The sequence below is a fragment of the Micromonospora sp. NPDC049240 genome (genome assembly GCF_040647835.1).
Taxonomy (GTDB): domain Bacteria; phylum Actinomycetota; class Actinomycetes; order Mycobacteriales; family Micromonosporaceae; genus Micromonospora.
On sequence record NZ_JBEZCX010000002.1, the window covers coordinates 225,786 to 249,063 of the forward strand.

Below are 23,278 nucleotides of genomic sequence, written 5' to 3' on the forward strand. Positions count from 1 at the left end.
GACCCACCATGAAGATCCTGCACACCTCCGACTGGCACGTCGGCAAGGTCCTCAAGGGGCAGTCCCGGGCCGAGGAGCACACGCAGGTCCTCGCCCAGGTGATCGACATCGCCCGCGAGGAGCGGCCCGACCTGGTGATCGTCGCCGGTGACCTCTACGACACCGCCGCGCCGACGCCGGAGGCGACCCGGCTGGTCACCCGCGCGCTGACCGCGTTGCGCCGCACCGGCGCCGACGTGCTGGCGATCGGCGGCAACCACGACAACGGCGCGGCGCTCGACGCGCTGCGCCCGTGGGCCGACGCCGCCGGCATCACGCTGCGCGGCAGCGTGCGGGAGAATCCGGCCGAGCACGTCATCGACGGGGTGACCCGCGACGGCGAGCGGTGGCGGGTCGCCGCGCTGCCGTTCCTGTCCCAGCGCTACGCGGTCCGCGCGGTGGAGATGTACGCGCTCACCCCGGCCGAGGCCAACCAGACCTACGCCGACCATCTCGGCCGGGTGCTCGACAAGCTGGCCGAGGGCTTCACCGAGCCGGACCGGGTGCACCTGGTCACCGCGCACCTCACCGTGGTCGGGGCGAGCACCGGCGGCGGCGAGCGGGACGCGCACACCGTGCTCGGCTACGCGGTGCCGGCGACCGTCTTCCCGGGCAACGCGCACTACGTGGCGCTGGGCCACCTGCACCGCTCCCAGCGGGTGATCGGCCCCTGCCCGATCCGCTACAGCGGCAGCCCGCTCGCGGTCGACTTCGGCGAGCAGGAGAACGTCGGCTCGGTGACGATCGTGGAGGTCACCGCCACCACCGCCGCCCGGATCCGGGAGGTGCCGGTGCCCGGCGCGGTGCCGCTGCGCACGGTGCGGGGCACCCTCGCGCAGCTCGCCGAGATCGAGCCGCCGGACGGCTGGCTGCGGGTCTTCGTCCGGGAACAACCCCGGGCCGGGCTGCGCGAGGAGGTCCAGGAGCTGCTCCCCCGCGCGCTGGAGATCCGGATCGACCCGGAGCTGATGCCGGCGCCGGGCAGCGGCACCCGCACCGCCCAGCGGGCCGGCCGCTCGCCGCGCGAGCTGTTCGCCGACTACCTGGGCAGTCGTGGGCACGCCGACGACGGCGTCCGGGAACTCTTCGACGAGCTGCTCGAGGAGGTGGAGCACTGATGCGGCCGATGCGGCTGGACATGGCCGGCTTCACCGTGTTCCGCGAGGAGACCACCGTCGACTTCACCGACGCCGACTTCTTCGCGCTGGTCGGGCCGACCGGTTCGGGCAAGTCGACGGTGCTCGACGCGATCTGCTTCGCGCTCTACGGCACCGTGCCGCGCTGGGGCGGCACGCGCGGGCTGGCCAACGCGCTGGCCCCGTCGGCCACCGAGGCCCGGGTCCGGCTGGTCTTCGAGTCCGCCGGCGACCGGTACGTCGCCACCCGGGTGGTCCGCCGCGACGGCCGGGGCACGGTGAAGACGGCCAACGCCGGGCTCCAGCTCATGCCGCCCGGCTTCGACGTGACCAAGTTGGACACCGGGCTCAGCCCGGAGGATCTGGGTGACGTGGTGGCCGGCACGCCGGCCGAGATGGAGCAGGCCGTGCTGGACGCGGTCGGGCTGCCGTACGAGCAGTTCACCTCGTGCGTGGTGCTGCCGCAGGGGCAGTTCGCCGACTTCCTGCACGCGAAGCCGGCCACCCGGCAGCAGATCCTGGTGAACCTGCTCGGGCTGGGCGTCTACGAGGACGTGCAGAAGAAGGCGGTCGAGCGCGCCGGGCAGGCCGAGGCGAAGCTGGAGACGGTCGACAAGGTGCTCGGCGGTCTCGCCGACGTGGACGACGCGCGGCTGGCCGACGCCCGGGGCCGGGTCGAGGCGGTGCGGGAGCTGGCCGGGGCGGTCGCGGCGGCCGTACCGGAACTGGAACGGGCCCGGGCCACGGCCGGTGAGCGGGCCGCGTCGCTGGCCGCGCTCGACGCCGAGCTGGGCGTGCTGGCCGGGGTCCGGCCGCCGGACGGCACCGCGGAGCTGGCCCGCGCGGTGGCCGCGGCCCGGGTGGCCGTCGACGAGGCGACCGCGGCGGTCGGGTTGGCCGAGGAGCGCGAGGAGAAGCTGCGCGGCGAGCTGGCCGCGGCCGGCGACGAGAGCGCGGCGCGCCTGCTGCTGCGGGCGTACGCCGACCGGGAGCGGTTGACCGGCGAGGCGGCGACGGTCCGCGCGGCGGTCGACGCGGCGCGGGCCGAGCACGACACCGCGGTCGCGGCGCTGGACGCGGCGCGGGCCACCGCCGAGCGGGCCGAGGTCGAGCTGGAGGCGGCGTTCCGGGCGCACGACGAGGCGAAGGCCGCCGACCAGGCGGTGGCGCTGCGGGCGCACCTGGTCGACGGCGCGCCGTGCCCGGTGTGCGAGCAGGTGGTCCTCGCCGTGCCGGCGGTGCCGAAGGGTTCGGCGGTGAGTCGGGCGCTCGCGGCTGGCAAGGCGGCGCGGGCGGCCAGCGAGGCCGCCAAGCGGGTGGTGGCCGAGCGCGACGCCGCCGCCCGTGACCTGGACCGGGTGCTGCTGCGGGTCCGGGCCGAGCAGGACGGGCTCGCCGCGCGGCTGGCCGAGCTGGACGGGCAGCTCGCGGACGCCGCCGCGCCGGAGGCGCTGCGGCGGTCGCTGGCCGAGCACGCCCGGCTCCGGACGGCGTTGGACGAGGCTGGTGGCGCGGTGCGGGCCGGTCGGGAGGCCGCCCGGCGGGCGCGGGGCACGCTCGACGGCGCGCAGGACCGGTTGCGCCGGGCGTGGCGCGACTTCGACGCGGTGCGGGACGGCCTGGCCCGGTTCGGCCCGCCGGCCGCCGACCGGGACGACGTGGCGTCGGCCTGGGCGGCGCTGGCCGGGTGGGCGGGCGAGCAGGCCGACCGGCGGCGGGCCGACCGGAGCGGGTTGGCCGGGTCGGTGGACGCGGCCCGGCGGGCGGCGGGCGAGGTGTCCGACCGGATCGGCGCGTTGTTCACCGCCGCCGGGCTGGACGCGCCGGACGATCCGCTGCGCGACGCCGCGGTGGCGGTGGAGCGGGCCGAGGCGGAGTTGCGCCGGCTCACCGAGCGTCGCGAGCAGGCGACCGAGCTGCGCGAGCAGCGGGCCGGCCACGAGCGGCAGGCGCGGGTGGCCCGCGCGCTCGCGAGCCACCTGCGGGCCAACAACTTCGAGCGCTGGCTGCTCACCGAGGCGCTGGACCTGCTGGTCGACGGCGCGTCGCGGATCCTGCGGGAGCTGTCCGGCGGGCAGTACGACCTGGTGCACGACAAGGGCGAGTTCTTCGTGGTCGACCACCACGACGCCGGGCTGCGGCGCGGGGTGCGGACGCTGTCCGGCGGGGAGACGTTCCAGGCGTCGCTGGCGCTGGCGTTGGCGTTGTCGGAGCAGTTGGCGGGCATGTCGACGAGCGCGGCGAGCCTGGAGTCGATCGTGCTGGACGAGGGTTTCGGCACACTGGACGCGGCCACGCTGGACACGGTCGCCGCCACGTTGGAGAACCTGGCCGCCCGGGGGGACCGGATGGTCGGGGTGGTCACCCACGTGCCGGCGCTGGCCGAGCGGATCCCGGTCCGCTTCGAGGTCCGCAAGGACGCCCGCACCGCCCGCATCGAGCGGACCGGCCTGTGAGCGCGTGCGGCGGCGCGCGGCGGGGCGCCGCGTGACCGGGCCGTCCCGGGCCGGCGCCCGGTTCTTCGTCGACTCGTGGGACCCGGCGTACGGGGCGTCGTTCGAGGCGGCCGGCGGGACCGGGCCGGCGACGCCGAGCAGCGCCCAGGTGGAGGCCGACGTCGAACTGCCGGTCACCGACTGGCGGGCGATCGATCCCCGTCCCGGGGTGCGGTCGCCGGACGTGGTGCTGCTCGTCGACGGCGTCCGCCGGATCGACGCCAGCGTCTGGACGGCCGAGGAGGACGGCGGCTCGTTCCCCGGCATCGCCGCCTCGTACGCGGCCGGGGTGGTCCGCTGCGACCTGGACCGGGGCGCCGCCGAACTGGCCGGCGCCCGGGTGGGCCGGGGGTTGTTCACCGCCAGCCCGTCGGCGCAGGAGGTGGTGGCCGGCTCGGTCCGCTATCCGGTGCACCGGGTCGGCGGCACCGGCGAGCTGAGCAAGCTGCCGGCCGCGGTGCAGGGCCCGCTGACCGCGCTGGAGGTGGCCGTCTCGGACGCGGTCCGCGCCGACGGCGACCTGCTGGTGGTGGACGGTCCGCTGCGCAGCCGCCGGAACCTCCCCCGCACCCTGGGTTACATCAAGACCCAGCACAGCCAGTATCTCGACGCCCGACTGACCGCGGTGGTGACCGGGCTGGCGCCGGGCCAACGCTGCCCGGTGTTCCGGCTGGGCACGGCGTGGGGCGGCTGGTCGTGGTATCTGCGTCTGCCGGTGGCCGCCGGGGCGCCCTGGGCGGGCATCGTCCGGATGGAGTGCTCGGCCGAGCTGACCGTGCCGGAGGCGGTCGCGCTTGCCGACCTGTCCCTGGTCACGCTGCCCCGGTTCGCGTCCACCCCGTACAAGGACCCGCGGGCCCCGCAGAACCTGGTGCCGATCGCCGGGTTGGAGCGCAAGCTGCGCGGGATGCTCGGCGACGCCCGGCTGCTGCATCGGGTGCTCACCTCGGCGGCGCGTGGAATGCGGCGCTGATGGGCCGGCGACGGGACGCCGACCGGGTGGTGGCGGACGTCGACACCGGGCAGGCCGAGCTGGTGCCGGACCGGGACCGTCCCGGCTCGTGGACGCTGCTGCTGGACGGCGCACCGCAGTCGCATGTGGACCTGACCGATCCGACGCACCTGGAGTTCGAGTACGTCCGGCGGCTGGCCGCCGCGATCGACCTGGTCGCGCCCGCCGGCGCGCCGTTGCGGGTGCTGCACCTGGGCGGTGGCGCGCTGACGCTGCCCCGGTACGTGCGGGCCACCCGGCCCGGTTCCACGCAGCGGGTGTCCGAGGTGGACGGCGCGCTGGTGGACCTGGTCCGGCGGGAGCTGCCCTGGCCGGCCGATCCCCGGTTGCGGGTGCGGGTGGGCGATGCCCGCGCCACGCTGTCGTCCAGCCGGGACGGCGGGTACGACGTGATCGTCGCGGACGTCTTCGCCGGCGCCCGCACCCCGGCGCACCTGACCTCGGTGGAGTTCGCCGCCGAGGTGGCCCGGGTGCTGGCGCCGGACGGCTGCTACCTGGCGAACGTCGCCGACGGCCCGCCGCTGCGGCACGCCCGCGGGCAGGTCGCCACCGTGCGGACCGTGCTGCCCCGGGCCTGCCTGGTGGGCGACGCGGCGGTGCTGCGCGGCCGGCGGTACGGCAACCTGGTGCTGGTGGCGTCCCGGGTGGAGCCGCCGGTGCCGGAGCTGTCCCGGCGCGCGGCCGGCGACTGGTTCCCGGGCCGGGTGGTGGCCGGCGACGAGCTGGACCGGTTCGCCGGCGGCGTCCCGGTGGTCTCCGACGCGGACGCGGTGGACTCCACCCCGCCGCCACCGGGAATTTTTTCCGTCAGACGTTGATCCGTTCGGCGGCGCGCTGCGTATCACCGGGCGGCCATGCCCGTGGGGGGCCGGCTGATGTCATTGGACACCGGAGGTCTGCATGCATGCGGTGGCGGCCGGCTGGCACGGCGAGGTGGCGCGGCCCGAGTGGATGTTCGCCCGGGCGCAGCCACACTCCCGCGCGTCGCGTTCGGGTCGGGGGGTCGACGCACGTCCCGCCGATCGCCAGAATGACCCGGTGCCGCCTCGACCCGCCCCCGGACGCCACCAGGCGACCTCCGCCGAGGCCAGCCACTCCGACCAGTTGATCCGTCTGCTCTACGCGGAGCACGCCGGCCCGCTGCTGATGTTCGTGATGCGCCTGACCGGCGGGGACCGGCAGCGCGCCGAGGACATCGTGCAGGAGACGCTGCTGCGGGCCTGGCGCAACGCGCACCGCCTCGGCGTGCAGGGCGGTCAGGGCTCGCTGCGGCCCTGGCTGGTCACGGTGGCCCGGCGGATCGCCATCGACGAGCACCGCAGCGAACAGGCCCGCCCGGCGGAGACGTACGACCGGGACCTGACCGCGTTCGCCGAGTCGGACAGCACCGACCGGGTGCTGCGCACGATGACCGTGGCGGACGCGCTGCGTACGCTCAGCCAGTCGCACCGGGAGATCCTGGTGGCGACGTACTTCCGGGGTCGGACCGTGCCGGAGGCGGCGGAGGAGCTGGGCCTGCCGCTGGGCACCGCGAAGTCCCGGGTCTACTACGCGCTGCGCGCGCTGCGCACGGCTCTGCAGGAGAGGGGGGTGACGGAATGAGCCGGGCCGACCACATGGACGTCGCCGCGTACGCGCTCGGCGTGCTGGATCCGCAGGACATGGAACGGTTCGAGGAGCACCTGGCCACCTGCTGGGCGTGCGCGGCGGAGCTGGAGACGATGGTCCCGGTGGTGGGGCTGCTCTCCGGCATCGACGGCGAGGCGATGGCCGCGTTGGAGCAGACCCACACCGATCCGGCGCTGCTGGACCGGACGCTGGTGGCGGTACGAAGGGACCGGCGGCGTACCCGGGTCCGGCAGTTGCTGGCCACCGCGGCGGCCGTGGTGGTGTTCGGCGGCCTGAGCGGCGTCGCGGCCGGTTTCCTCGGCGACGACCCGCCGTCGACGCCGCAGGCCGGGCCGACGCAGAGCGTGCCGACGGTGGCGCCGAGCAGCGACCCGACCGACCCGAACCGGCCGGGCGTCGGCGGCGAGAAGGACATCGAGGGCGACGAGCACAACGCCACCGATCCGGGCACCGGCGTGACGACCACGATGTGGCTGGCGAAGAAGGAGTACGGCACGCAGATCGCCGTGCAGCTCAGCCGGCTGCCCGGGCCGCGCACCTGCCGGCTGGTGGTGGTGCGCAAGAACGCCACGAGCGAGGTGGTGGGCACCTGGTCGGTGCCGGGCGGCGGCTACGGCACCAACCAGAACCCGCTCGCGCTGGAGCTGAGCGCGTCGACCTCGGCCCCGCTGGCCGACATCGAGAAGGTCCAGGTGCAGTCCGTGGACGTCAACGGCGTGGCGAGCCCGTTGGTGACCGTCTCCGACCTCTGAACCCACCGCGCCGACGGCGCCGGGCGGCCACGGCCGTCCGGCGCCGTCGTGTCGTTCCCGGACCGGTCCGTTCCGTCGTGGTGGCGCACGGGCCACGGACCGGATCGGTTCAATCCGTCCACTGTGAAATGGCCCACCCTTTTGACTTCAACCTTGACAGCACCGTCGCCCGTACTACCCGGCGAACTGCCAAGAACGAGGAGGGCACGTGGCACACCACATGCGGACGACCGTCATCGTCGCGAGCGCGATGGTCGCACTTACGGCCTGCGCCCCCGCAGGCTACGACGGGGCGAACTCGAGCGCGGCGGAGCCGGTCGCCGTCGCCGCGGCCGAACCCACCGCGGCGGCCGAGCCGGAGGCGTCGGCCTCCCCGGAGACCCCCGCCGCCGACCAGGCGCCCCCGTCGGACGTGAAACTCACCGACGAGCTGGTCGGCAAGAAGCTGCCCCGGATGGGCAAGGTCGTCACCGACCAGGACGGCTGGGTGCTGTACCGGTTCGACAAGGACTCGTCGAACCCGGCGCAGTCCAACTGCGTGGACAAGTGCGCCGAGGTCTGGCCGCCGGCGCTGACCGACGGCAACCCGCAGCTCCAGGGCGTCTCCGACGACAAGGTCGGCACCGTCACCCGCCAGGACGGCACCCGGCAGATCACCATCGGGGACTGGCCGGTCTACCGCTACATCGGGGACAAGAAGCCGGGCCAGTGGAAGGGCCAGGGCGTCGGCGGCACCTGGTTCGTCGTGGACCCGAACGGCAAGAAGAACCTGACCTGCCTGCCGACCGGCACCCCCAAGCCGGTCGCCCCGCCGGCGTCGGGTGGCTCCGGCGACTCGGGCGGCGGCTCGGACTACTCGTACTGACCGCACCGGACACGGTGACCGGCCGCCGCCGGGGAGGGCGCGGCCGGTCACCGTGGTGGACCCGGGAGGCGGGGCGTACCGGCATCGCCCCGCCTCCCGGCACCGACACACCGCCGCGCGCCCGAGGGTGCACGGCGGTGTCCGTCGTCACGGCGGAGCCGCGTGGCAGAGTGGCGGGGTGACCTCGCCCGCCGCCCGCCGTACGCTGCGCCCCCCGGCCGGCTACCGGCTGGCCGCCTCGGTGCGGGCGTTGACCTTCAGCCCGTACGACCCGTGCGCGCGGATCGCCGCCGGCAGCTTCTGGTGGGCCACCCGCACCCCGGACGGTCCGGCCACGCTGGCGCTGCGCCCCGAGGCCGGCGAGCTGGTCGCCGAGGGGTACGGCCCGGGCGCGGCGTGGGTGGTCGACCGCGCCGACCGGGTGGCCGGGCTGGCCGACGACCTGACCGGCTTCGCCGCGTTGGCCGCCACGCACCCGCTGGTGGCCCGGCTGGCCCACCAGCACCACGGGTTGCGGATGCCGGCCACCGGCCAGGTGTTCCCCCGGCTGTTGCGGGCCGTCTTCGAGCAGAAGGTCACCGGCAAGGAGGCCTACCGGGCGTACGCGGCGACCGTGCGGCACTTCCGTGAGCCGGCGCCGGGGCCGCGGCAACCGCTGCTGCTGCCGCCGACGCCGGACGCGGTGGCGGCCACGCCGTACTGGGTGTTCCACCCGTTCGGGGTGGAGCAGCGGCGGGCCGACACGCTGCGCCGCGCCGCCGCCGTCGCGGACCGGCTGGAACGCTGCGCGGACGCCGCCGAGGCGACCCGCCGGCTCACCGCGATCCCCGGCATCGGGCCGTGGACCGCCGCTGAGGTGGTCCGGATCGCGTACGGGGACCCGGACGCGGTCAGCGTCGGCGACTACCACGTGCCGAACACGGTGGCCTGGGCGCTGGCCGGCGAACCGCGCGGCGACGACGCCCGGATGCTGGCGCTGCTGGAGCCGTTCCGGGGCCACCGGGGGCGGGTGTGCGTGCTGCTGGAGGCCGCCGGCGTGCAGGCGCCGAAGTACGGCCCGCGCGCCCCGATCCGCTCGTTCGCCCGTTACTGAGCGGTCACCGGCCGGCGCAGAGCCGACGCAGCGTCCGCCCCAGCCACCACGCGTACCCGAGCTGGAAGCCCCGGGTGACCGGCCCGGCGGCGCGCACGTACCAGTGGGCCGGCCGGCTGAACGCGGTCACCTCGAACCAGGTCCCGTCCGCGCCGCGGGTGACCAGGAACGCCTCCTCGCCGATCTCCGGGTGCCCGGGCAGCGTGCCGTAGCCGAAGCCGGCCCGGTCCGGCTCGTCCACGGCCCAGACCACCTCGGTCGGCCCCCAGATCCGCGCCGGCCCGACGCCCAGCCCCGGCGTGACCCGCACCCCGGGCGCGGCGCGCGGCGCGTCGGCGCGCATCACCACGCCGGCGGCGCGGTGCAGCCGCCAGCCGAGCACCGCGTCCGCCGCGACCGGAAACGCGCCGTCCGGCAGCCGGACCCGGTGGCGCAGGTGGTGGTAGCCGGCCGGCCGGCGACCGTCGCGGGTCGCGCCCACCTCGGGGTACGTCAACTCGGGCACGTCGGCCACCTCCTCGCGCGGGGACACCCGCCAGGGTACGACCGCCCGGGGCGGATGTGGTGAGCTGACCCGGTGACCGACGACGTGACCATCGCCCCCGCCGTCGTCGCGGACGCCGGTGAGATCCTCACCGTGCAGCGTGCCGCATACCTGGTGGAGGCGCAGCGGTACCGGGACGTGTTCCTGCCCCCGCTGACCGAGACGCTGGACGAGGTCCGGGCGGCGCTGGCCGGCCCGGTCGTGGTGCTCGCCGCCCGGCGCGGGACCCGCCTGGTCGGCTCGGTACGGGCCCGCCTCGACGGCGACACCGCCCACGTCGGCCGCCTCGCGGTCGCCCCGGACCAGCAGGGACGCGGCATCGGCGGGCGGCTGCTGGCCGCGGTGGAGCACGCCTGCGTCGGCCGGGTGGCGCGGTTCGCGTTGTTCACCGGCGCGCAGAGCGCGGACAACCTGGGCCTGTACGCGCGGCGCGGCTACCGGGTGGTGGCGCACCGGCCGGACGAGAACGGCAACCGGTTGGCGATCCTGGAGAAGGTCAACGCTCCTCGCAGCGACGCCTGAGCCCGTCCGCCTCCTGCCGCAGGTAGCCGCGGACGGTCGACCCGAAGAGCAGCCCGACCAGCCCGGCCAGCGGCCCGCTCTGCGTCAGGGCCAGCTCGGCCCGGGTCCGCCCGTCGGCCAGCGGCACCAGCCGGTGCTCGCCCCGGCTGCGTACGCCGGGGCTGGTGGACTCCCAGACGAACCCGGACTGCGGGTCGATCTCGGTGACCCGCCAGAGGGCCGGACGCAGCCGGGGCTGCTCGAGCCGGGCCGTCGAGCCGAGGACCAGCGGCCCGGACTCCAGCCGGCGGGCGGCGGTGACGGACGGCGTCCACTCCGGCCAACGCTCCACGTCGGTCTGCACCGTCCACACCCGCTCGATGTCGGCGGCGATCTCGACGGACGCGACGAATCGCATGGCATTCCTCCCCCGTGAGCCATTCCGCCCACGCTACGCCGCCGCTCGTCGGTCCGTTGTCCGTCCCGCCCGTCGATCTCGACCGGTTCCCGTCCGGCCGGGGCTGGGGTCAGGCGGCCTCGCGGAGGTCGGCCAGGCCGACCGGCGCGTACCGCCGGAGCAGGCGCTCCAACTCGGCCACGGAGCCCACCTCGCCGACGACGTTCGCGCCGCCGCCGTGCGCCGCCGGGTAGCGGTGCACGAGGCGGTAGCGGTACCGCCCCCGGACCAGTTCCACGCTGACCCGCCAGCGACCGCAGCATCCGCAGCTCCACTCCGGCACGCCGCGACGGTAGCTCTGACCTGCGGTTTCGCCATCCGGTCGCGGGTGACGAAGGGCTCGCGGCGGGACACGCCGCACCCGGGGCGGCGGTGAGATGGCTCACGGGTGTCGGCGGGGTCTGGTTGACTGGTCGCCGTGGACCTGCCGATCAACCCGCCGGTCGAGCCGATGCTCGCCAAGAGCCTGGCCGAACTGCCCACCGATCCCGGCCTGACCTACGAGCCGAAGTGGGACGGCTTCCGCTGCATCGTCTTCCGCGATGGCGACGAGGTCGAGCTGGCCAGTCGCGGCGGCAAGTCGATGACCCGCTACTTCCCCGAGGTGGTCGAGCAGGCACGCCGCCAGCTCCCGCGCCGGTGCGCGATCGACGGCGAGCTGATCGTGATCCGCCGGGACGGTCCCGACGGGCAGCCGCGGCTCGACTTCGAGCTGCTGGCCCAGCGGATCCATCCGGCCAAGTCCCGGGTGACCATGCTGGCCGAGACCACGCCCGCCGACTTCGTCGCGTTCGACCTGCTGGCGCTCGACGACGAGCTGCTCACCGACCGGCCCTACCCGCAGCGCCGGGAGCGGCTGGAGCAGGCCCTGGCCGGGGTCCGGCCGCCGGTGCACGTGACGCAGGTGACCACCGACCCGGCAACGGCCCGGCGCTGGTTCGAGGTGTTCGAGGGCGCCGGCCTGGACGGGCTCATCGTCAAACCGGCCGACCTGCCGTACGAGCCGGGCAAGCGGTTGATGTTCAAGGTCAAGCACGCCCGCACCGCGGACGCGGTGGTGGCCGGTTTCCGCTGGCACAAGTCCGGCCCGGTGGTCGGCTCGCTGCTGCTGGGGCTCTACGACGACGACGGGGTGCTGCACCACATCGGCGTCAGCTCCTCGTTCACCATGGCCCGGCGCAAGGAGCTGCTCGACGAGCTGGAGCCCTACCGCGAGGTCGGCGACGAGCACCCGTGGGCGCACGGCGACCACGAGCGGGGCCAGCGCATCCCCGGTGGGGTGAGCCGGTGGACCGGCGGCAAGAACCTGGAGTGGGAGCCGTTGCGCCCCGAGCTGGTGGTCGAGGTCGCCTACGACGCGATGGAGGGCGACCGGCTGCGGCACACCGCCCGGTTCCTCCGCTGGCGTCCCGACCGGGATCCCCGCTCGTGCGGGTACGGCCAGCTCGACCGCCCGATCCGCTACGACGTCGACGAGGTGCTGCGCGGCGATCCGGCGGCGACGGTGAGCGACACCCGCGGCCGGGCGTAGCCTGGCGGTCGACCCGATCATGGAAGGCGTCCACGTGACCCGTCTCCCCGACCGGCCCCGCCGGGTCCGGCCCGCGCTGGCCGCGTTCGTCGCGGCGCTGGTGCTCACCGCCGGTTGCACGCTGCCGGCGTTCGCGCCGCGCACCGAGAACGGGGGCGCGGTCGAGGCGGCCCCGCCGGGCAGCGCGCCCACCTGGCGGGCCTGCCCCGAGGTGCCGGGTGAGCTGGTCGGCCGGGGCGCGCCTGACATGCGCTACGAGTGCACCCGGATCGCGGTGCCCCGCAACTGGGGCGCCGGGGCGGCCACCGGCGCGACCGCCGGGCCGGGCACCGGCGAGACGTTCGAGATCGCGCTGATCCGGGCCCGGTCCACCAAGCAGCGCGACCGGATCGGGTCACTGGTGGTCAATCCGGGCGGCCCCGGGGCGTCCGGCGTGGACACCGCCGTCTACCTCTCCTTCGGCCCGGCGTTCGGCGGGCTGCCGACGGCGGTCACCGAACGGTTCGACATCGTCGGCTTCGACCCGCGCGGGGTGGCCCGGTCCAGCCCGGTGAGGTGCATTCCGGACGCCGACCTGGACGCCAGCTTCGGCTACGACCCCGACCCGGAGAGCCAGGCGTCGTTCGACGGCTTCGTCGACCTCAACCGGCGCATCGGTCAGCGGTGCGGCGCGAAGTACGGCGACCAGCTCCCGCTCTACGGCACCGAGCAGGCCGCGCGGGACATGGACGCGGTGCGCGCGGCGGTCGGCGACGAGAAGTTGAGCTACCTCGGCTACTCCTACGGCACGCTGCTCGGCGCGACCTACGCCCAGCTCTACCCGCAGCGGGTGCGCGCGCTGGTGCTCGACGGCGCGGTCGACCCCCGGCAGCAGCTCGTCGCCGGCTCGGAGAGCCAGGCCAAGGGCTTCGAGCGGGCGTTCGACAACTTCTCCGCGTGGTGCGCGGCGAACGCCGGCCGCTGCCCGATCGCGCCGGACGCCCGCGGCGCGGTCACCGCCGCGATCGACAAGGCCAACGCCTCCCCGGTCCGCGGCGCGGGCGGCCGGGAGGCCACTGCCGGCTGGGTCTTCTACGCGGTGATCTCGTCGCTCTACACCGAGCAGGGCTGGCAGGAGCTGGCCCGCGCGATCGACGACCTCCAGGGCGGCGACCCGGCGGGCGTGTTCAAGCTCGCCGACGCGTACGCCGGTCGCGAGGACGACGGGCGCTACTCCAACCTGTTCGACGCCAACCTGGCGGTGAACTGCGCCGACGAGACCGAGAAGCCGACCCGGGAGCAGGTCCGGTCGTTGCAGTCGCAGTGGCGGCAGAAATATCCGCTGTTCGGCCCGGCGTTGGCGGTGGGGATGCTCGGCTGCGTGGAGTGGCCGGGCGGGCGGGACCCGTACCCGACCGGGCGGGCGGTCGGCGCGCCGCCGATCCTGGTGGTCGGCACCACAGGCGACCCGGCCACGCCGTACGAGCAGACCGGGGCGCTGGCCTCGATGCTGGGCGTCGGCCGGGTGCTCACCTGGGAGGGCGAGGGGCACACCGCGTACCCGCAGACCGCGTGCGTGAACGCGGCCGTCGACGCGTACCTGATCTCGCTCACCGTCCCCCGGGAGGGGCTGCGCTGCCCCGCCCGGTGACGGTGCGGCGGCCGGTCAGCCGGCAGCCGGGGGCGTCCAGTCGGCCGGCAGGTGCCCGATGCGGACCCGCTGCGGGTGGTCGCCGACTCCGACGCTTGCCACCTTCTGCCCGGTGGCGAAGTTGATGGCGGTGACCTGGTCGGCGCCGGATTCGGAGATCACGCAGTCCCGGCCGTCCCCGCTGACCGTGGCCCAGTACGGCTTGCTGGCCGGCACCAGCGTCCCCGGCAGCAGCGTGGCCCGGTCCACCACCGTCGCGTAGTCGTCCATGGTGCCGGCGACGCAGAGCCGCGAGCCGTCCGGGCTGACCGACAGCCCGTGGTGCCGGGAGTCGTTCACCCAGGTGGTGCGGTCCTCACTGGTGGCCGGGTTCTTCGGCAGCGTGGCGACCCGGGTGATCCGGTCGGCGGCCACGTCGTACTCGACCAGGCCGTTGAAGAAGGACACCTGGAAGTAGAGCCGGCTGCCGTCCGGGGTGAACACCGCCGGGCGGACCGCGTCGGAGAGGTCGCGGCGGCCGGCGGCGTCCAGCCGCTCCCGCATGTCGATCACCTTGACCACCTGGTAGGTGGTGGCGTCGGCGACGGTGATCCGGCGGTCGCCCTTGGTCCAGTCGAGCCAGGGCGCGTCCAGGTCGGTGTTGACCTCGCCGATGGACATGTTCCACAGTCGATTGTCGCGGGTGAAGATGTTCTCGTGTGGCTTGTCGCCGGTGCCGAACGAGCCGAGTTGCTGGCCGGTGCGGATGTCCAGCACGTGCACCGTGTTCGAGGTGGAGGCGGAGACCGCGACCCGGGTGCCGTCCGGCGACACGGCCATGTGGTCGGCGCGGTAGCCGGAGACCGGGAACCGCCAGCGGACCGCGCCGGTGGCGAGGTCGATCGAGACCACGTCGGCGAAGCTGGGCCGGGACGCGACGAGCGCGGTGCCGTCCGGTGTGGTGTACATGTCGTCGACGAACTGGTCGTGCCCCTCCCCCGGCCCCTGCCGGATGCCGAGGAAGTAGGCCAGCTTGATCGGGTTGAGGTAGATCTCGCGCAGCCGTGCCTCCCGGTCCGGGATCACGTTGATCCGGCCGAGCTTCGCGTAGTCGCCGCGGGAGCGGATGACGTCGGCGGTGCCGTCCCAGTTGTTGCCGACGAACATCACCTCCTGGAGCGCGACGGCCGCGGCGGCGGGCGTGGGCGTGGCGGCCAGCGGAGTCGGCAGGGCGAGCGCGAGCGCGGCCAGCGCGGCGAGGCCGGCGCGGCGGCGGGATCGGGACGGGCGGGGTGGCACGGGGGTCATGGACGCCTCCTGACGGCCGGTGGGACATCGACGTTTCTCGGTGGCTCGATCGGTGTTACCTTGCGGTAACAACCAGGAGAGCAACCGGCCGGCCACGGCGGCTAGGAACCGGACGCCAACGCCCGACCGGCCCGGTTGTGCCGCGACGACAACGGGAAGCGGGCACCGATGACCCGGACCGGAGACGCCCCCACGTTCGGCGCGCTGCTGCGCGACCTGGCCGGCGACGCGGCCGCCGTGGAGGAGGTGGCCAGGGCCGCCCGCGCGGACTCCCCGGAGGTGGCCCGCCTGCCGGCCGGCGAGGTCCGCCGGCAGGTGGTCCTGCTGCTGACCAGCGGGCTCGGCGCGCTGGAACGGCACGAGGATCCGGCCGGGCGGGACTTCACCGAGGCCCGCCGGCTGGGCGCGGACCGGGCGGCGCAGGGCATCTCCGTCGCGGGCCTGCTGCGCGGCGTCCAGGCCGGCCGGGACCGGGCGGTGGAGCTGGTGGTCCGGCACGGCCGGGCCGCCGGCATCCCGGACCAGGTGCTGCTGGAGGGGCTGCTCGTCATCGGCCGGTACGCCGCCGCGGTGGAGCGGGCGGTGGTGGACGGGCACCGCGCCGCCGAGCGGGAACTGGCCGGCACCGGCGCGACGGTCCGGGCGCGACTGCTGCGCCGGCTGCTGCTCGACGGTCCGGCCGGCGCGGCCCCGGCCGAGCTGGCCCGCTTCGGGTTACGGCCGGACGGGCGCTACCACTGCCTGGTCACCGCGCATCCCGACCCGGTGCGGTCGCTCACCCTGCACCGGCAGCTCACCCGGCACGGCGGCCTGGTCGGCACCGTCGAGGACCGGCTTGCCGGGCTGCTCCCCCGGCTGCCCGACGCCGCCCCGGCCGGCCTGCTGGCGCTGGCGGCGCCCGCGCAACCGCTGGCGCGGGCCCCGACCATGTACGCGCTCTGCCTGGCGGCGCTGCGCACCGCGACCCGTCGCCGGCTACGCGGCCTGCGTCGGGTGACGGACCTGGCCGGGGAGACCGCGCTGGCCGCCCAGCCGGCGCTGGCCGAGCTGCTGCGGGACGCGTTGCTCGGCGCGCTCGACCCGGCCGACGAGTTCCACCGCGAGCTGGCCACCACGGCGCTCGCCTGGCTGGATCACGGCCAGCGGCTGGACCAGACCGCGGCGGCGCTGCACGTGCACCCGAACACGGTGCGGTACCGGCTGCGCCGGCTCCGGGAGGTGACCGGCGGGCCGCCGGTCGAGGAGGGCGCGCGGTGCACGGTGCCGCAGACCGTGCACTGGTGGTGGGCGCTGCGAAGCTGGCTGGACGGGTGCTGACCCACCGGCCTCACCGGCGGCGGCGCCGGACCCGGGGCCCGCCGGACCCGGTCTCGGGCGTCGGGCGGGGCGGTTCGGGCACCACGACGCCCTGCCGGGCGGCCATCTCCTCCACCAGCGCCCGCAGCCGCCGGACGTCGGCCTTCAGCTCCTCCTGCTCGGCGTGTTCGAACGCGTCGTCGTCGACGATCAGCCGGCTGGCGAAGTGCGCGGTGATCAGCGGGATGACCAGCAGCACCATGGTGGAGATGAGCAGCGCGGCGAGGAACCGGCCGGCGAACGTGGTCGGGGAGATGTCGCCGTACCCGACCGTGGACGCGGTCACCACCGCCCACCAGACCGAGTCGGCGGCGCCCTTCTGCTCGGCCTGGCTGTAGAGCACGCCGGCCACCACGATCATCAGCAGGTACGAGGTGATCAGCGTCCGGGGCGAGTTGGCGAACCAGACCAGCCCCCGGTAGATCCAGCGGAACGGCAGCAGCAGAAGGTCCATGGCGTCATGCTGCCCGGCCATCGCCACCCGCCGTTGTGCCAGGCTGGTCGGATGACCGAGGTGATCTTCCGGGAGGCGGTCCGCGCCGACCTGCCCGACGTGCTGGCCCTGCTCGCCGACGACGTGCTGGGCCGCACCCGCGACCGGCCCGACGTCGACGCGGCGTACGAGCGGGCGTTCGCCGACCTGGCCGCCGACCCGCGCAACCACCTGATCGTCGCCGACGACGGTGGTGAGCTGGTCGGCTGCTTCCAGCTCACGTACATCCCGGGGTTGGGCCGGCACGGCGCGGAGCGTGCGCTGATCGAATCCGTGCGGGTCCGCTCCGACCGGCGCGGCCGGGGGTTGGGCCGGACGATGATGCGCTGGGCGATCGACCGGGCCCGCGAGCGGGGCTGCGCGCTGGTGCAGCTCACCACCGACAAGCGGCGCGCCGACGCCCACCGCTTCTACCGCGACCTGGGCTTCGTGGCCAGCCACGAGGGGATGAAGCTGGCGCTGTAGGGGGTCCCGGCTCCCGCCGGCGGGGGAGGCCGCGCGGCCGGCCGCCGACCAGGCTTGGGGCATCCACCGCTGAGGAGGTCCGATGCCCGCCGACACGCTGTCCCCGCCTGCCGTCCACCCCCACGACGGCCGCCCGCCGCCACGGTGGGCGGTCCGCGCCGCCCACCTGATCCCGCTCGTCGTGCTCCCGTCCGGGTTGTGGCGGATCGCGCTGGTGGCCGGCCTGCCGATCGGCGCCATGGTGGCCGGCGTCCCGATCCGGCCCGGGTTCGGCGAGAGCGTCTACATCGTCGCGCTCAGCCTCGTCTCGGAGGGGTTGGCGCTCCTCGCGCTGGGCCTGGTCCGCCCGTAGGGCGAGGTGTTCCCCACCGGCTCCCGTGGATCGGTGGCCGGCGGGTGCCGCCGCCGTTCGCGGTCGCCGCCGCCACCGCCGGCGCCGTCGTGCTCACCGTGATCTGGGGGTACGCGATGTGGGGCGCGCTGGTGCACGGCAACGACCTGGGGTTGCCGACCGGTGGTTTCGCGCTCCTGGCCGGCTGCTACGCCCCGCTGGTGCTCTGGGGCCCGCTGCTGCTGGCCGTCACCTGGGCCTACCACCGCCGCCGATCGGGCGGGTAGGTCAGGCTCGCACCGGACGGCTGCTAGTCGGTGGCCCTAGGGTGCCCGGTGCCGGCATGTCTGATCCAGCAGGTGCGGGTGTCGTGATCGACCAGATACCAGATGCGACCACCGGCGGTGACCTCGTACTGCCATTGCGGCAGCGTCTCGTGGCGGTGCACGCCGACGGCGAGGGCGCCTTTGAGAGGGTGCTGGCGGCTGGTCGGTGGCGCAGGGCAGGGGTCAGCTTCGATGGCGTCGAATGCGGCGCGTGTGTTGGCCGCCGCTTGGCGGCACAGTTCCTCCCAGCCCTTGGCCGCGTCGTTGGTGGCGAATCGCAGAGCGTAGCCGCCAGGGCGGGGCGGTGGCGCGGCCCGATCGCCTCGCTTCGCGCTCACTCGCCGGTGGGACGCGTGACCGGCCCGAAGTCGTCGTCGCTCGGCGTGGTCAGGACCCGGTGCAGGTCGGGGTCGCCATGAACCTCGGCGGTGTGCCGCCACTCGGTGAGCAGCTGAGACAGCGCGGCGGTGTTGCCCACCGCGGCGGCGGCCTCCGCCGTGGCGATGAACTCGTCGGCCATCTGATGGGCATCCTCCGTGGGCAGGAATCGCACCCAAGGCAGCACGGTGGGCAGCGCCTCACGTACCAGACCAGGGTCACGGCGGACCAGGCTGGCCAGCAGCCGGGCGGTCAGGTCTACCACCTCACCCTCGGCAGCCGCACGGTCGGCGGACATCAGCACCAGGTCGGCGGCGTCTCGGCGACGCAACCGCAGCGCGCGGGCGCGGGACAACCGCTCGGCCGTTTCCGCCGGCTGACGCAGCAGTTCGGAGAACGGCACGGACTCCAACGGCATGGACATGACATCAACACTACTTCAGAAGTAGGAGAGACTGCTAGCGAACGGCGCGGGTCAGTCGGTGAGCAGGTGGCCGTCGCGCAGGACCAGGGTTCGGTCGGCCAGCTCGATCAACGCCGGATCGTGCGTGGCGACCAGCGCGGTCATGCCCCGGGCGTGCACCACGGCACGGATCAGGTCCATGATCGAACGCCCGGTCTCGGAGTCGAGCTGACCGGTCGGCTCGTCGGCGATGAGCAGGTCCGGCTCGTTCGCCAACGCCCGGGCCACCGCCACCCGCTGCTGCTGGCCGCCGGACAACTCGTACGGGCGCTGCGCCGCGTGCGCGCCCAGCCCGACCAGTTCCAGCAGCACCGCCACCCGCTGCTCCCGCTCCGCCGCCGGCACCTTGGCCAGCCGCAGCGGCACCCCGACGTTCTCCGCCGCGGACAGGATCGGCACCAGACCGAACGTCTGGAAGACGAAACCGACGGTGCCCCGGCGCAGCGCCAGCAGTTCCCGCTCCCCCGCCGACGTCACGTCGTGCCCGGCCACCTCGATCCGGCCGGCGTCCGGCCGGTCCAGACCACCGATCAGGTTCAGCAGCGTGGTCTTGCCGGCCCCGGACCGGCCGCGCACGGCGACCAGCTCCCCCCGGCCGGCGGTGAGCGAGACGTCCCGTACGGCGTGCACGGCGTGCTCCCCCCGGCCGAAGGTACGGCTCACCCCCTCGACCCGGACCACGTCCTCGACCGGCGTCGCCGGCAGCACCACAGCCTGGTCGGTCATCGCTCGTTCTCCTCGGCGTACGTCCGGTCGCCGGGGCGGACCTCGACGTGGTCGGGTTCCAGGTCCAGCCGGACCCGGTCGCGCAGGGCCAGCGCCTCCACGAACGGCGCCGGCAACTGCATCCGGCCGGTCCGGTCGAGCACCGCGTACTCCTCGCTGACCAGCTCGGTGCCGCCGTCGGCGGTGACCCGCGCGGTCCGGCGTACCTCGGAGGCGGTCCGGCCGTCGCGGATGGCGACGGTCCGGCGGACCTGGCCGGACACGGCGTGGTCGTGGGTGACCACGACGATGGTCACCCCCAGCTCGGCATTGATGGTGCGCAGCGCGGCGAAGACCTCCGCGCCGGTCGCCTCGTCCAGCTCGCCGGTCGGCTCGTCGGCGAAGAGGATCTCCGGGTCGTTGGCCACCGCCACGGCCACCGCGCACCGCTGCTGCTCGCCGCCGCTCATCTGACCCGGCCGACGGTCCGCGCAGTAGCCGACCCCGACCAGGTCGAGCAGCCGGCGGGCCCGCTCCCGCCGGTCCCGCCGGCCGCCCGGCCGCCGGGCCAGCCGCATCGGCAACTCCACGTTCTCCACCGCGGTCAGGTACGGCAGCAGGTTGCGGCCGGTCTGCTGCCAGATGAAGCCGACCATCTCCCGCCGGTACGCCAGCCGCTTCCGGTTGGAGAGGGCGAGCAGGTCGTACTCGGCGACCCGGGCGATACCGGCGGTCGGGGTGTCCAACCCGGACAGGATGTTGAGCAGGGTGGACTTGCCGGAGCCGGAGGCGCCCACGATCGCGACCAGCTCGCCGCGGTCGATGACCAGGTCGAGGCCCTGGAGTGCGACCACCTCGACGCCCTCGGTCTTGAAGATGCGCACCAGCCCGTCGCAGACGATGTGCCCGCGCAGCCGGTCCCGTCCGCCGGCCCGTTCGGCGGCGCGCTCCGCGGCACGCTGTTGCAGGGCGGCCAGGTCCGGCACGGCCATCGGCGGTCCGGGATCGTGGCGCGGCGCCGGACGCGCCGAGCCGGAGGCGGTCGCGGTCATCTCAGCTCTCCTCTCCGAGCCGCAGCACCTCACCGAGGCGCATCCGGCGGTTGTTCACGGCCTCCACGGTGATCGCGAAGCCGAGGGCCAGCAGGGCCAGGGCGGACACCCCGGCCACCAGGCCGGGTTCGAACGCCGGACGCACGGTCACCCCGCCGGTGAACGCGGGCAGTCCGAGCACCGGGGTGAGCAGCAGCGGCAGCAGCGCGCCGACCACCGCCCCGGTGAGCACCGACACCAGCACCAGCGGCGTCAGCTCGACCAGCAACAGGCCGCGCCACTGCCGGCGGGACAGGCCCATGGTGCGCAGCCGGGACAGCACCTGCCCCCGGGACCGCGCGCCGGCGAGCACCGCGAACGCGAGCCCGAGCAGGCCCAGCACCGCGCCGCCGCCGGCGCCGAGCACGAACCCGAACACCAGCAACCCGTTCACGCCGCTGCCGCCCAGCTCGGCGCGGACGTCGGCGCGGGTGGTCACCTGCGGCGGGCGGGCCCGGTCCCCGTTCTCCACCGTTCCGATCCGCAGGTAGCGGCGCTGCCCCTCGGTCGCCACCCGGTTCACCTCGGCCCGGTCCGCGCCGGGCCCGGCCAGCACGAAGCCGGTGGGGGCGAGCGGGTGCGGGGCGTCCGCCGGCAGGCTCGGCCAGGGCAGCACCACGAACCGGGTCGCCTCGCGGTCGACGAGCGCGAACCCGTCGACGGTGGCGGCGACGCGCAGCGGCAGCCGGTTGCCCTGCACGTCCAGCCAGGCGGGACGGCGTCCCTCAGCGTCCGCCAGCCCCGCCCCGGCCAGCTCCGCGGCGACCGTCGGGGACACCAACGCCGGCAGTGGGGTGCTGCCGCCGCCGAGCAGCGGGCCGGGCACGCGCACGGGTACGCCGGCGCGTCGGGCCACCTCGGCGAACCGGTCGCCGTCGACCATCAGCACCCGCAGCTCCCGGATCGGGGCCGGCCGGCCGGCCCGGTCGACGTACGGGCGCTGGGCCCGCACGGTCAGCAGCGGGGCCACCGCGCGGACGCCGGGCAGCGCGGCCAACTCACCGGCGGTGTCCGGCGCGAACCGCTCGCCGTCGACCAGCAGGTCGCCGGGGACGGCGCGGGCGGCGGCGGTGTCCCGGCCGGCCTCGATGCCGGTGGCCACCACCCCGCAGAACGCGGCGGTGGCGACCGCCAGCACCACCACGACCAGCGGTCCGGTGCTGGCGGCCCGGCCGGCGCGGGCGGTGCCGAGGAACGCGACGCTGCCGCGCGCCCGCGCCGTCACGCGGCTGAGCAGCCGCAACGGCCATGGGTACGCGCGCAGCGCCAGCACCGCCGCGGCCACCGCCAGCAGCACCGGCACGGAGACCAGCAGCGGATCCACCGATCCCGGCGTGAGCCCTCGCCGACGCAGCAGGAACGCCCCGAGCACGGCGACCCCGAGCACCGCCACCTCGACGGTCAGCCGCAGCGCCGGCGACCGGCCACCGAGGTCGGCGCGGCCGGCGACCCGACGGCCCACCGCGAGCGCCGCCAGCGGCGGAAGCAGGGTGGCCAGCACCGCGGCGACCAGTACCCACCGCGCCGACGCGCCGGCGCCGGGCAGCAGGCCGGCGAGCAGCCAGCCGATTCCGGCCGCCGCCGGCAGCACCAGGGCGGACTCGGCCAGGCCGCGACGCAGCACGTCGCCGGTCGAGCCGCCGCGTGCCCGGATCAGGTGGAACTCGGCCCGGCGGCGACGCGCGGCGAGCCGGGCGGCCAGCAGGGCGAGCCCGGCCAGCGTGGCGAGCAGGCCGGCGGCGATGACCGCCAGCAGCGTACGGGCGGCGGCGAGCGAGGCGGCGAAGCGGCGCAGCGGAACGTCCACGCCCTGGGTCAGCGTGACCGAGGCGGGCCGGGTCCGCTCCAGCCCGTCGATGCCGGCGATCAGCGCGTCGAGCCGGCCGGCGGCGAGCCGGTCCGGGGCGATCCGGTACCGCCAACCGAAGCTCACCGGCCATCCGACCGCGGCGGCGGCATCCACCCCGGCGTCGGCCGTGTAGGCGACCGCCACGAACGGGTCGCCGTCGCCCTCGGGCGGGGTGAGCCGCAGCATCGACGGCAGCGCGTCCCAGACCCCGTGGCCCGGGTCGTTCGGCCGCCACACGCCGACCAGCTCGATCGGGCGGGACTCGAGCGGGGCGCCGCTCGGGTCGAGCAGCGACAGGCGGAACCGGTCGCCGGGCCTGACGCCCAGTCCGGTGGCCACCGCTTCCGCGAGTGCCACCTCGATCGCGCCGGCCTCGGTGACGCCGCGTTCCGGCCACCGCCCGCCGGTCAGCGTGGCCGCCTCGCGCAGCCCGGTGCCGCCGCGCAGGACGAGGTCGATCAGCCCCTTGTCGGTGGAGAGCGTCGGGCCGCGCAGCCGACCCGGCACGGCCTGCGTGACGTACCAGCGTTGCCCGATGACGTCCCGGACCGCGTCCGGCATCCGGTCCTCGATCGCGGCGAGCTGGGGCGCCTGCGCGGCGACCTGGTCGCCGGTCGTGAACGTGGTCGGCGCGGTGGCGTACGTGACGTCGCGCCGGGCCGCCGGCTGCCCGGCCACGTACTCGGTGAGCCCCTGGCCGGTGAGCCGGTCGGCGACCCGCGGCACGCCGGTGATCAGCAGCGCGGTCACCGCGGTCAGCACGGCGAGCAGCAGGAACTGCCCCCCGTACGCCCGGACCCGCCCGGCGGCGCCTGGCAGCCTCATCGGTGCTCACCTTCATTCGCGACTG

Annotated in this window: 24 protein-coding genes; 15 read left to right on the plus strand and 9 right to left on the minus strand. The window is 75.5% G+C overall.

Annotated elements, in window-relative coordinates; genetic code table 11:
• The first annotated feature begins 8 nt into the window (after positions 1 to 8).
• The 8 genes from AB0B02_RS04315 (at position 9) to AB0B02_RS04350 (ending at position 9,021) form a co-directional block, all read left to right on the plus strand.
• Positions 9 to 1,157: an exonuclease SbcCD subunit D gene (locus AB0B02_RS04315; RefSeq protein ID WP_281935218.1), complete on the plus strand. Its 1,149-nt coding sequence runs from the start codon at positions 9 to 11 to the stop codon at positions 1,155 to 1,157.
• Entirely contained in the window at positions 1,157 to 3,631 is a 2,475-nt protein-coding gene (locus tag AB0B02_RS04320; RefSeq protein WP_357296695.1) for an SMC family ATPase, read from the plus strand. Before AB0B02_RS04315 ends, AB0B02_RS04320 begins: the two co-directional genes overlap by 1 nt.
• A 31-nt stretch (positions 3,632 to 3,662) precedes the next feature.
• Positions 3,663 to 4,643, plus strand: a complete 981-nt coding sequence (locus tag AB0B02_RS04325) for a hypothetical protein (RefSeq protein WP_281935222.1) — start codon at positions 3,663 to 3,665, stop codon at positions 4,641 to 4,643.
• Entirely contained in the window at positions 4,643 to 5,500 is an 858-nt protein-coding gene (locus AB0B02_RS04330) for a fused MFS/spermidine synthase (RefSeq protein WP_357296697.1), read from the plus strand. Before AB0B02_RS04325 ends, AB0B02_RS04330 begins: the two co-directional genes overlap by 1 nt.
• An 82-nt stretch (positions 5,501 to 5,582) precedes the next feature.
• Complete coding sequence (locus AB0B02_RS04335) at positions 5,583 to 6,284, plus strand: sigma-70 family RNA polymerase sigma factor (RefSeq protein WP_107162224.1); 702 nt, start codon at positions 5,583 to 5,585, stop codon at positions 6,282 to 6,284.
• Entirely contained in the window at positions 6,281 to 7,063 is a 783-nt protein-coding gene (locus AB0B02_RS04340; RefSeq protein ID WP_281935227.1) for a zf-HC2 domain-containing protein, read from the plus strand. Before AB0B02_RS04335 ends, AB0B02_RS04340 begins: the two co-directional genes overlap by 4 nt.
• 208 nt (positions 7,064 to 7,271) lie before the next feature.
• Complete coding sequence (locus AB0B02_RS04345; protein WP_281935229.1) at positions 7,272 to 7,928, plus strand: hypothetical protein; 657 nt, start codon at positions 7,272 to 7,274, stop codon at positions 7,926 to 7,928.
• Positions 7,929 to 8,106: 178 nt separating this feature from the next.
• On the plus strand, positions 8,107 to 9,021 hold the full coding sequence (locus tag AB0B02_RS04350; protein ID WP_281935231.1) for a DNA-3-methyladenine glycosylase 2 family protein: 915 nt from the start codon (positions 8,107 to 8,109) through the stop codon (positions 9,019 to 9,021).
• Positions 9,022 to 9,025: 4 nt separating this feature from the next.
• On the opposite strand, the gene AB0B02_RS04355 is transcribed toward AB0B02_RS04350, so the two are convergent.
• Entirely contained in the window at positions 9,026 to 9,553 is a 528-nt protein-coding gene (locus AB0B02_RS04355; protein WP_357296700.1) for a DUF1990 domain-containing protein, read from the minus strand.
• A gap of 45 nt (positions 9,554 to 9,598) precedes the next feature.
• Here AB0B02_RS04355 and AB0B02_RS04360 point away from each other — a divergent pair, with 45 nt between their 5' ends.
• A complete protein-coding gene (locus tag AB0B02_RS04360; protein ID WP_357296703.1) occupies positions 9,599 to 10,087 on the plus strand; it encodes a GNAT family N-acetyltransferase in 489 nt (162 codons plus the stop codon).
• Here AB0B02_RS04360 and AB0B02_RS04365 read toward each other — a convergent pair.
• Positions 10,062 to 10,484: an SRPBCC family protein gene (locus tag AB0B02_RS04365; RefSeq protein WP_357296704.1), complete on the minus strand. Its 423-nt coding sequence runs from the start codon at positions 10,482 to 10,484 to the stop codon at positions 10,062 to 10,064. The two genes, AB0B02_RS04360 and AB0B02_RS04365, sit on opposite strands and share 26 nt — an antisense overlap.
• A gap of 109 nt (positions 10,485 to 10,593) precedes the next feature.
• A complete protein-coding gene (locus tag AB0B02_RS04370; RefSeq protein ID WP_281935240.1) occupies positions 10,594 to 10,806 on the minus strand; it encodes a hypothetical protein in 213 nt (70 codons plus the stop codon).
• A 135-nt stretch (positions 10,807 to 10,941) separates the two neighbouring features.
• Between AB0B02_RS04370 and AB0B02_RS04375 the strand changes: the two genes are divergently transcribed.
• Both AB0B02_RS04375 and AB0B02_RS04380 read left to right on the plus strand, forming a co-directional pair.
• The gene (locus tag AB0B02_RS04375; RefSeq protein WP_281935243.1) at positions 10,942 to 12,054 is read left to right on the plus strand and encodes an ATP-dependent DNA ligase; all 1,113 of its coding nucleotides are present in this window, start codon (positions 10,942 to 10,944) and stop codon (positions 12,052 to 12,054) included.
• Positions 12,055 to 12,073: 19 nt separating this feature from the next.
• A complete protein-coding gene (locus AB0B02_RS04380; protein WP_357296706.1) occupies positions 12,074 to 13,684 on the plus strand; it encodes an alpha/beta hydrolase in 1,611 nt (536 codons plus the stop codon).
• 15 nt (positions 13,685 to 13,699) lie between these two features.
• Here the strand turns inward: AB0B02_RS04380 and AB0B02_RS04385 are convergent, their stop codons facing one another.
• Positions 13,700 to 14,971 (minus strand): YncE family protein, encoded by a 1,272-nt coding sequence (locus AB0B02_RS04385; protein WP_281935247.1) that lies wholly within the window; start codon positions 14,969 to 14,971, stop codon positions 13,700 to 13,702.
• Positions 14,972 to 15,139: 168 nt separating this feature from the next.
• On the opposite strand from AB0B02_RS04385, the gene AB0B02_RS04390 reads away from it, so the two are divergent.
• Entirely contained in the window at positions 15,140 to 16,288 is a 1,149-nt protein-coding gene (locus tag AB0B02_RS04390) for a helix-turn-helix domain-containing protein (RefSeq protein WP_357296708.1), read from the plus strand.
• Positions 16,289 to 16,298: 10 nt separating this feature from the next.
• Here the strand turns inward: AB0B02_RS04390 and AB0B02_RS04395 are convergent, their stop codons facing one another.
• Complete coding sequence (locus tag AB0B02_RS04395; RefSeq protein WP_357296709.1) at positions 16,299 to 16,781, minus strand: potassium channel family protein; 483 nt, start codon at positions 16,779 to 16,781, stop codon at positions 16,299 to 16,301.
• Between the two features lie 51 nt (positions 16,782 to 16,832).
• Here AB0B02_RS04395 and AB0B02_RS04400 point away from each other — a divergent pair, with 51 nt between their 5' ends.
• From AB0B02_RS04400 to AB0B02_RS04410, 3 genes are all read left to right on the plus strand, one after another.
• On the plus strand, positions 16,833 to 17,285 hold the full coding sequence (locus AB0B02_RS04400; RefSeq protein WP_357296711.1) for a GNAT family N-acetyltransferase: 453 nt from the start codon (positions 16,833 to 16,835) through the stop codon (positions 17,283 to 17,285).
• 82 nt (positions 17,286 to 17,367) lie between these two features.
• On the plus strand, positions 17,368 to 17,637 hold the full coding sequence (locus AB0B02_RS04405) for a hypothetical protein (protein ID WP_357296713.1): 270 nt from the start codon (positions 17,368 to 17,370) through the stop codon (positions 17,635 to 17,637).
• Between the two features lie 44 nt (positions 17,638 to 17,681).
• Positions 17,682 to 17,903: a hypothetical protein gene (locus AB0B02_RS04410; protein ID WP_357296714.1), complete on the plus strand. Its 222-nt coding sequence runs from the start codon at positions 17,682 to 17,684 to the stop codon at positions 17,901 to 17,903.
• A 373-nt stretch (positions 17,904 to 18,276) separates the two neighbouring features.
• Here the strand turns inward: AB0B02_RS04410 and AB0B02_RS04415 are convergent, their stop codons facing one another.
• The 4 genes from AB0B02_RS04415 to AB0B02_RS04430 are packed head-to-tail and all read right to left on the minus strand — an operon-like array spanning position 18,277 to position 23,253.
• The gene (locus tag AB0B02_RS04415; protein ID WP_281935261.1) at positions 18,277 to 18,744 is read right to left on the minus strand and encodes a hypothetical protein; all 468 of its coding nucleotides are present in this window, start codon (positions 18,742 to 18,744) and stop codon (positions 18,277 to 18,279) included.
• A gap of 51 nt (positions 18,745 to 18,795) precedes the next feature.
• Positions 18,796 to 19,509, minus strand: coding sequence for an ABC transporter ATP-binding protein (locus AB0B02_RS04420; RefSeq protein ID WP_281935263.1), 714 nt, complete (start codon positions 19,507 to 19,509; stop codon positions 18,796 to 18,798).
• The gene (locus AB0B02_RS04425; protein WP_357296717.1) at positions 19,506 to 20,540 is read right to left on the minus strand and encodes an ABC transporter ATP-binding protein; all 1,035 of its coding nucleotides are present in this window, start codon (positions 20,538 to 20,540) and stop codon (positions 19,506 to 19,508) included. The genes AB0B02_RS04420 and AB0B02_RS04425 overlap by 4 nt, the downstream gene beginning before the upstream one ends.
• A 1-nt stretch (position 20,541) precedes the next feature.
• Positions 20,542 to 23,253 (minus strand): FtsX-like permease family protein, encoded by a 2,712-nt coding sequence (locus AB0B02_RS04430; RefSeq protein ID WP_357296718.1) that lies wholly within the window; start codon positions 23,251 to 23,253, stop codon positions 20,542 to 20,544.
• Between the last annotated feature and the right edge of the window lie 25 nt (positions 23,254 to 23,278).

Bases quoted from the DNA above. Each gene is read 5' to 3' on its own strand.
- AB0B02_RS04315 (WP_281935218.1), top strand. From the start codon at position 9: ATGAAGATCCTGCACACCTCCGACTGGCACGTCGGCAAGGTCCTCAAG.
- AB0B02_RS04320 (WP_357296695.1), top strand. From the start codon at position 1,157: ATGCGGCCGATGCGGCTGGACATGGCCGGCTTCACCGTGTTCCGCGAG.
- AB0B02_RS04330 (WP_357296697.1), top strand. From the start codon at position 4,643: ATGGGCCGGCGACGGGACGCCGACCGGGTGGTGGCGGACGTCGACACC.
- AB0B02_RS04335 (WP_107162224.1), top strand. From the start codon at position 5,583: ATGCATGCGGTGGCGGCCGGCTGGCACGGCGAGGTGGCGCGGCCCGAG.
- AB0B02_RS04340 (WP_281935227.1), top strand. From the start codon at position 6,281: ATGAGCCGGGCCGACCACATGGACGTCGCCGCGTACGCGCTCGGCGTG.
- AB0B02_RS04365 (WP_357296704.1), bottom strand. From the start codon at position 10,484: ATGCGATTCGTCGCGTCCGTCGAGATCGCCGCCGACATCGAGCGGGTG.
- AB0B02_RS04380 (WP_357296706.1), top strand. From the start codon at position 12,074: ATGGAAGGCGTCCACGTGACCCGTCTCCCCGACCGGCCCCGCCGGGTC.
- AB0B02_RS04385 (WP_281935247.1), bottom strand. From the start codon at position 14,971: ATGACCCCCGTGCCACCCCGCCCGTCCCGATCCCGCCGCCGCGCCGGC.
- AB0B02_RS04390 (WP_357296708.1), top strand. From the start codon at position 15,140: ATGACCCGGACCGGAGACGCCCCCACGTTCGGCGCGCTGCTGCGCGAC.
- AB0B02_RS04395 (WP_357296709.1), bottom strand. From the start codon at position 16,781: ATGGACCTTCTGCTGCTGCCGTTCCGCTGGATCTACCGGGGGCTGGTC.
- AB0B02_RS04400 (WP_357296711.1), top strand. From the start codon at position 16,833: ATGACCGAGGTGATCTTCCGGGAGGCGGTCCGCGCCGACCTGCCCGAC.
- AB0B02_RS04405 (WP_357296713.1), top strand. From the start codon at position 17,368: ATGCCCGCCGACACGCTGTCCCCGCCTGCCGTCCACCCCCACGACGGC.
- AB0B02_RS04415 (WP_281935261.1), bottom strand. From the start codon at position 18,744: ATGTCCATGCCGTTGGAGTCCGTGCCGTTCTCCGAACTGCTGCGTCAG.
- AB0B02_RS04420 (WP_281935263.1), bottom strand. From the start codon at position 19,509: ATGACCGACCAGGCTGTGGTGCTGCCGGCGACGCCGGTCGAGGACGTG.
- AB0B02_RS04425 (WP_357296717.1), bottom strand. From the start codon at position 20,540: ATGACCGCGACCGCCTCCGGCTCGGCGCGTCCGGCGCCGCGCCACGAT.
- AB0B02_RS04430 (WP_357296718.1), bottom strand. From the start codon at position 23,253: ATGAGGCTGCCAGGCGCCGCCGGGCGGGTCCGGGCGTACGGGGGGCAG.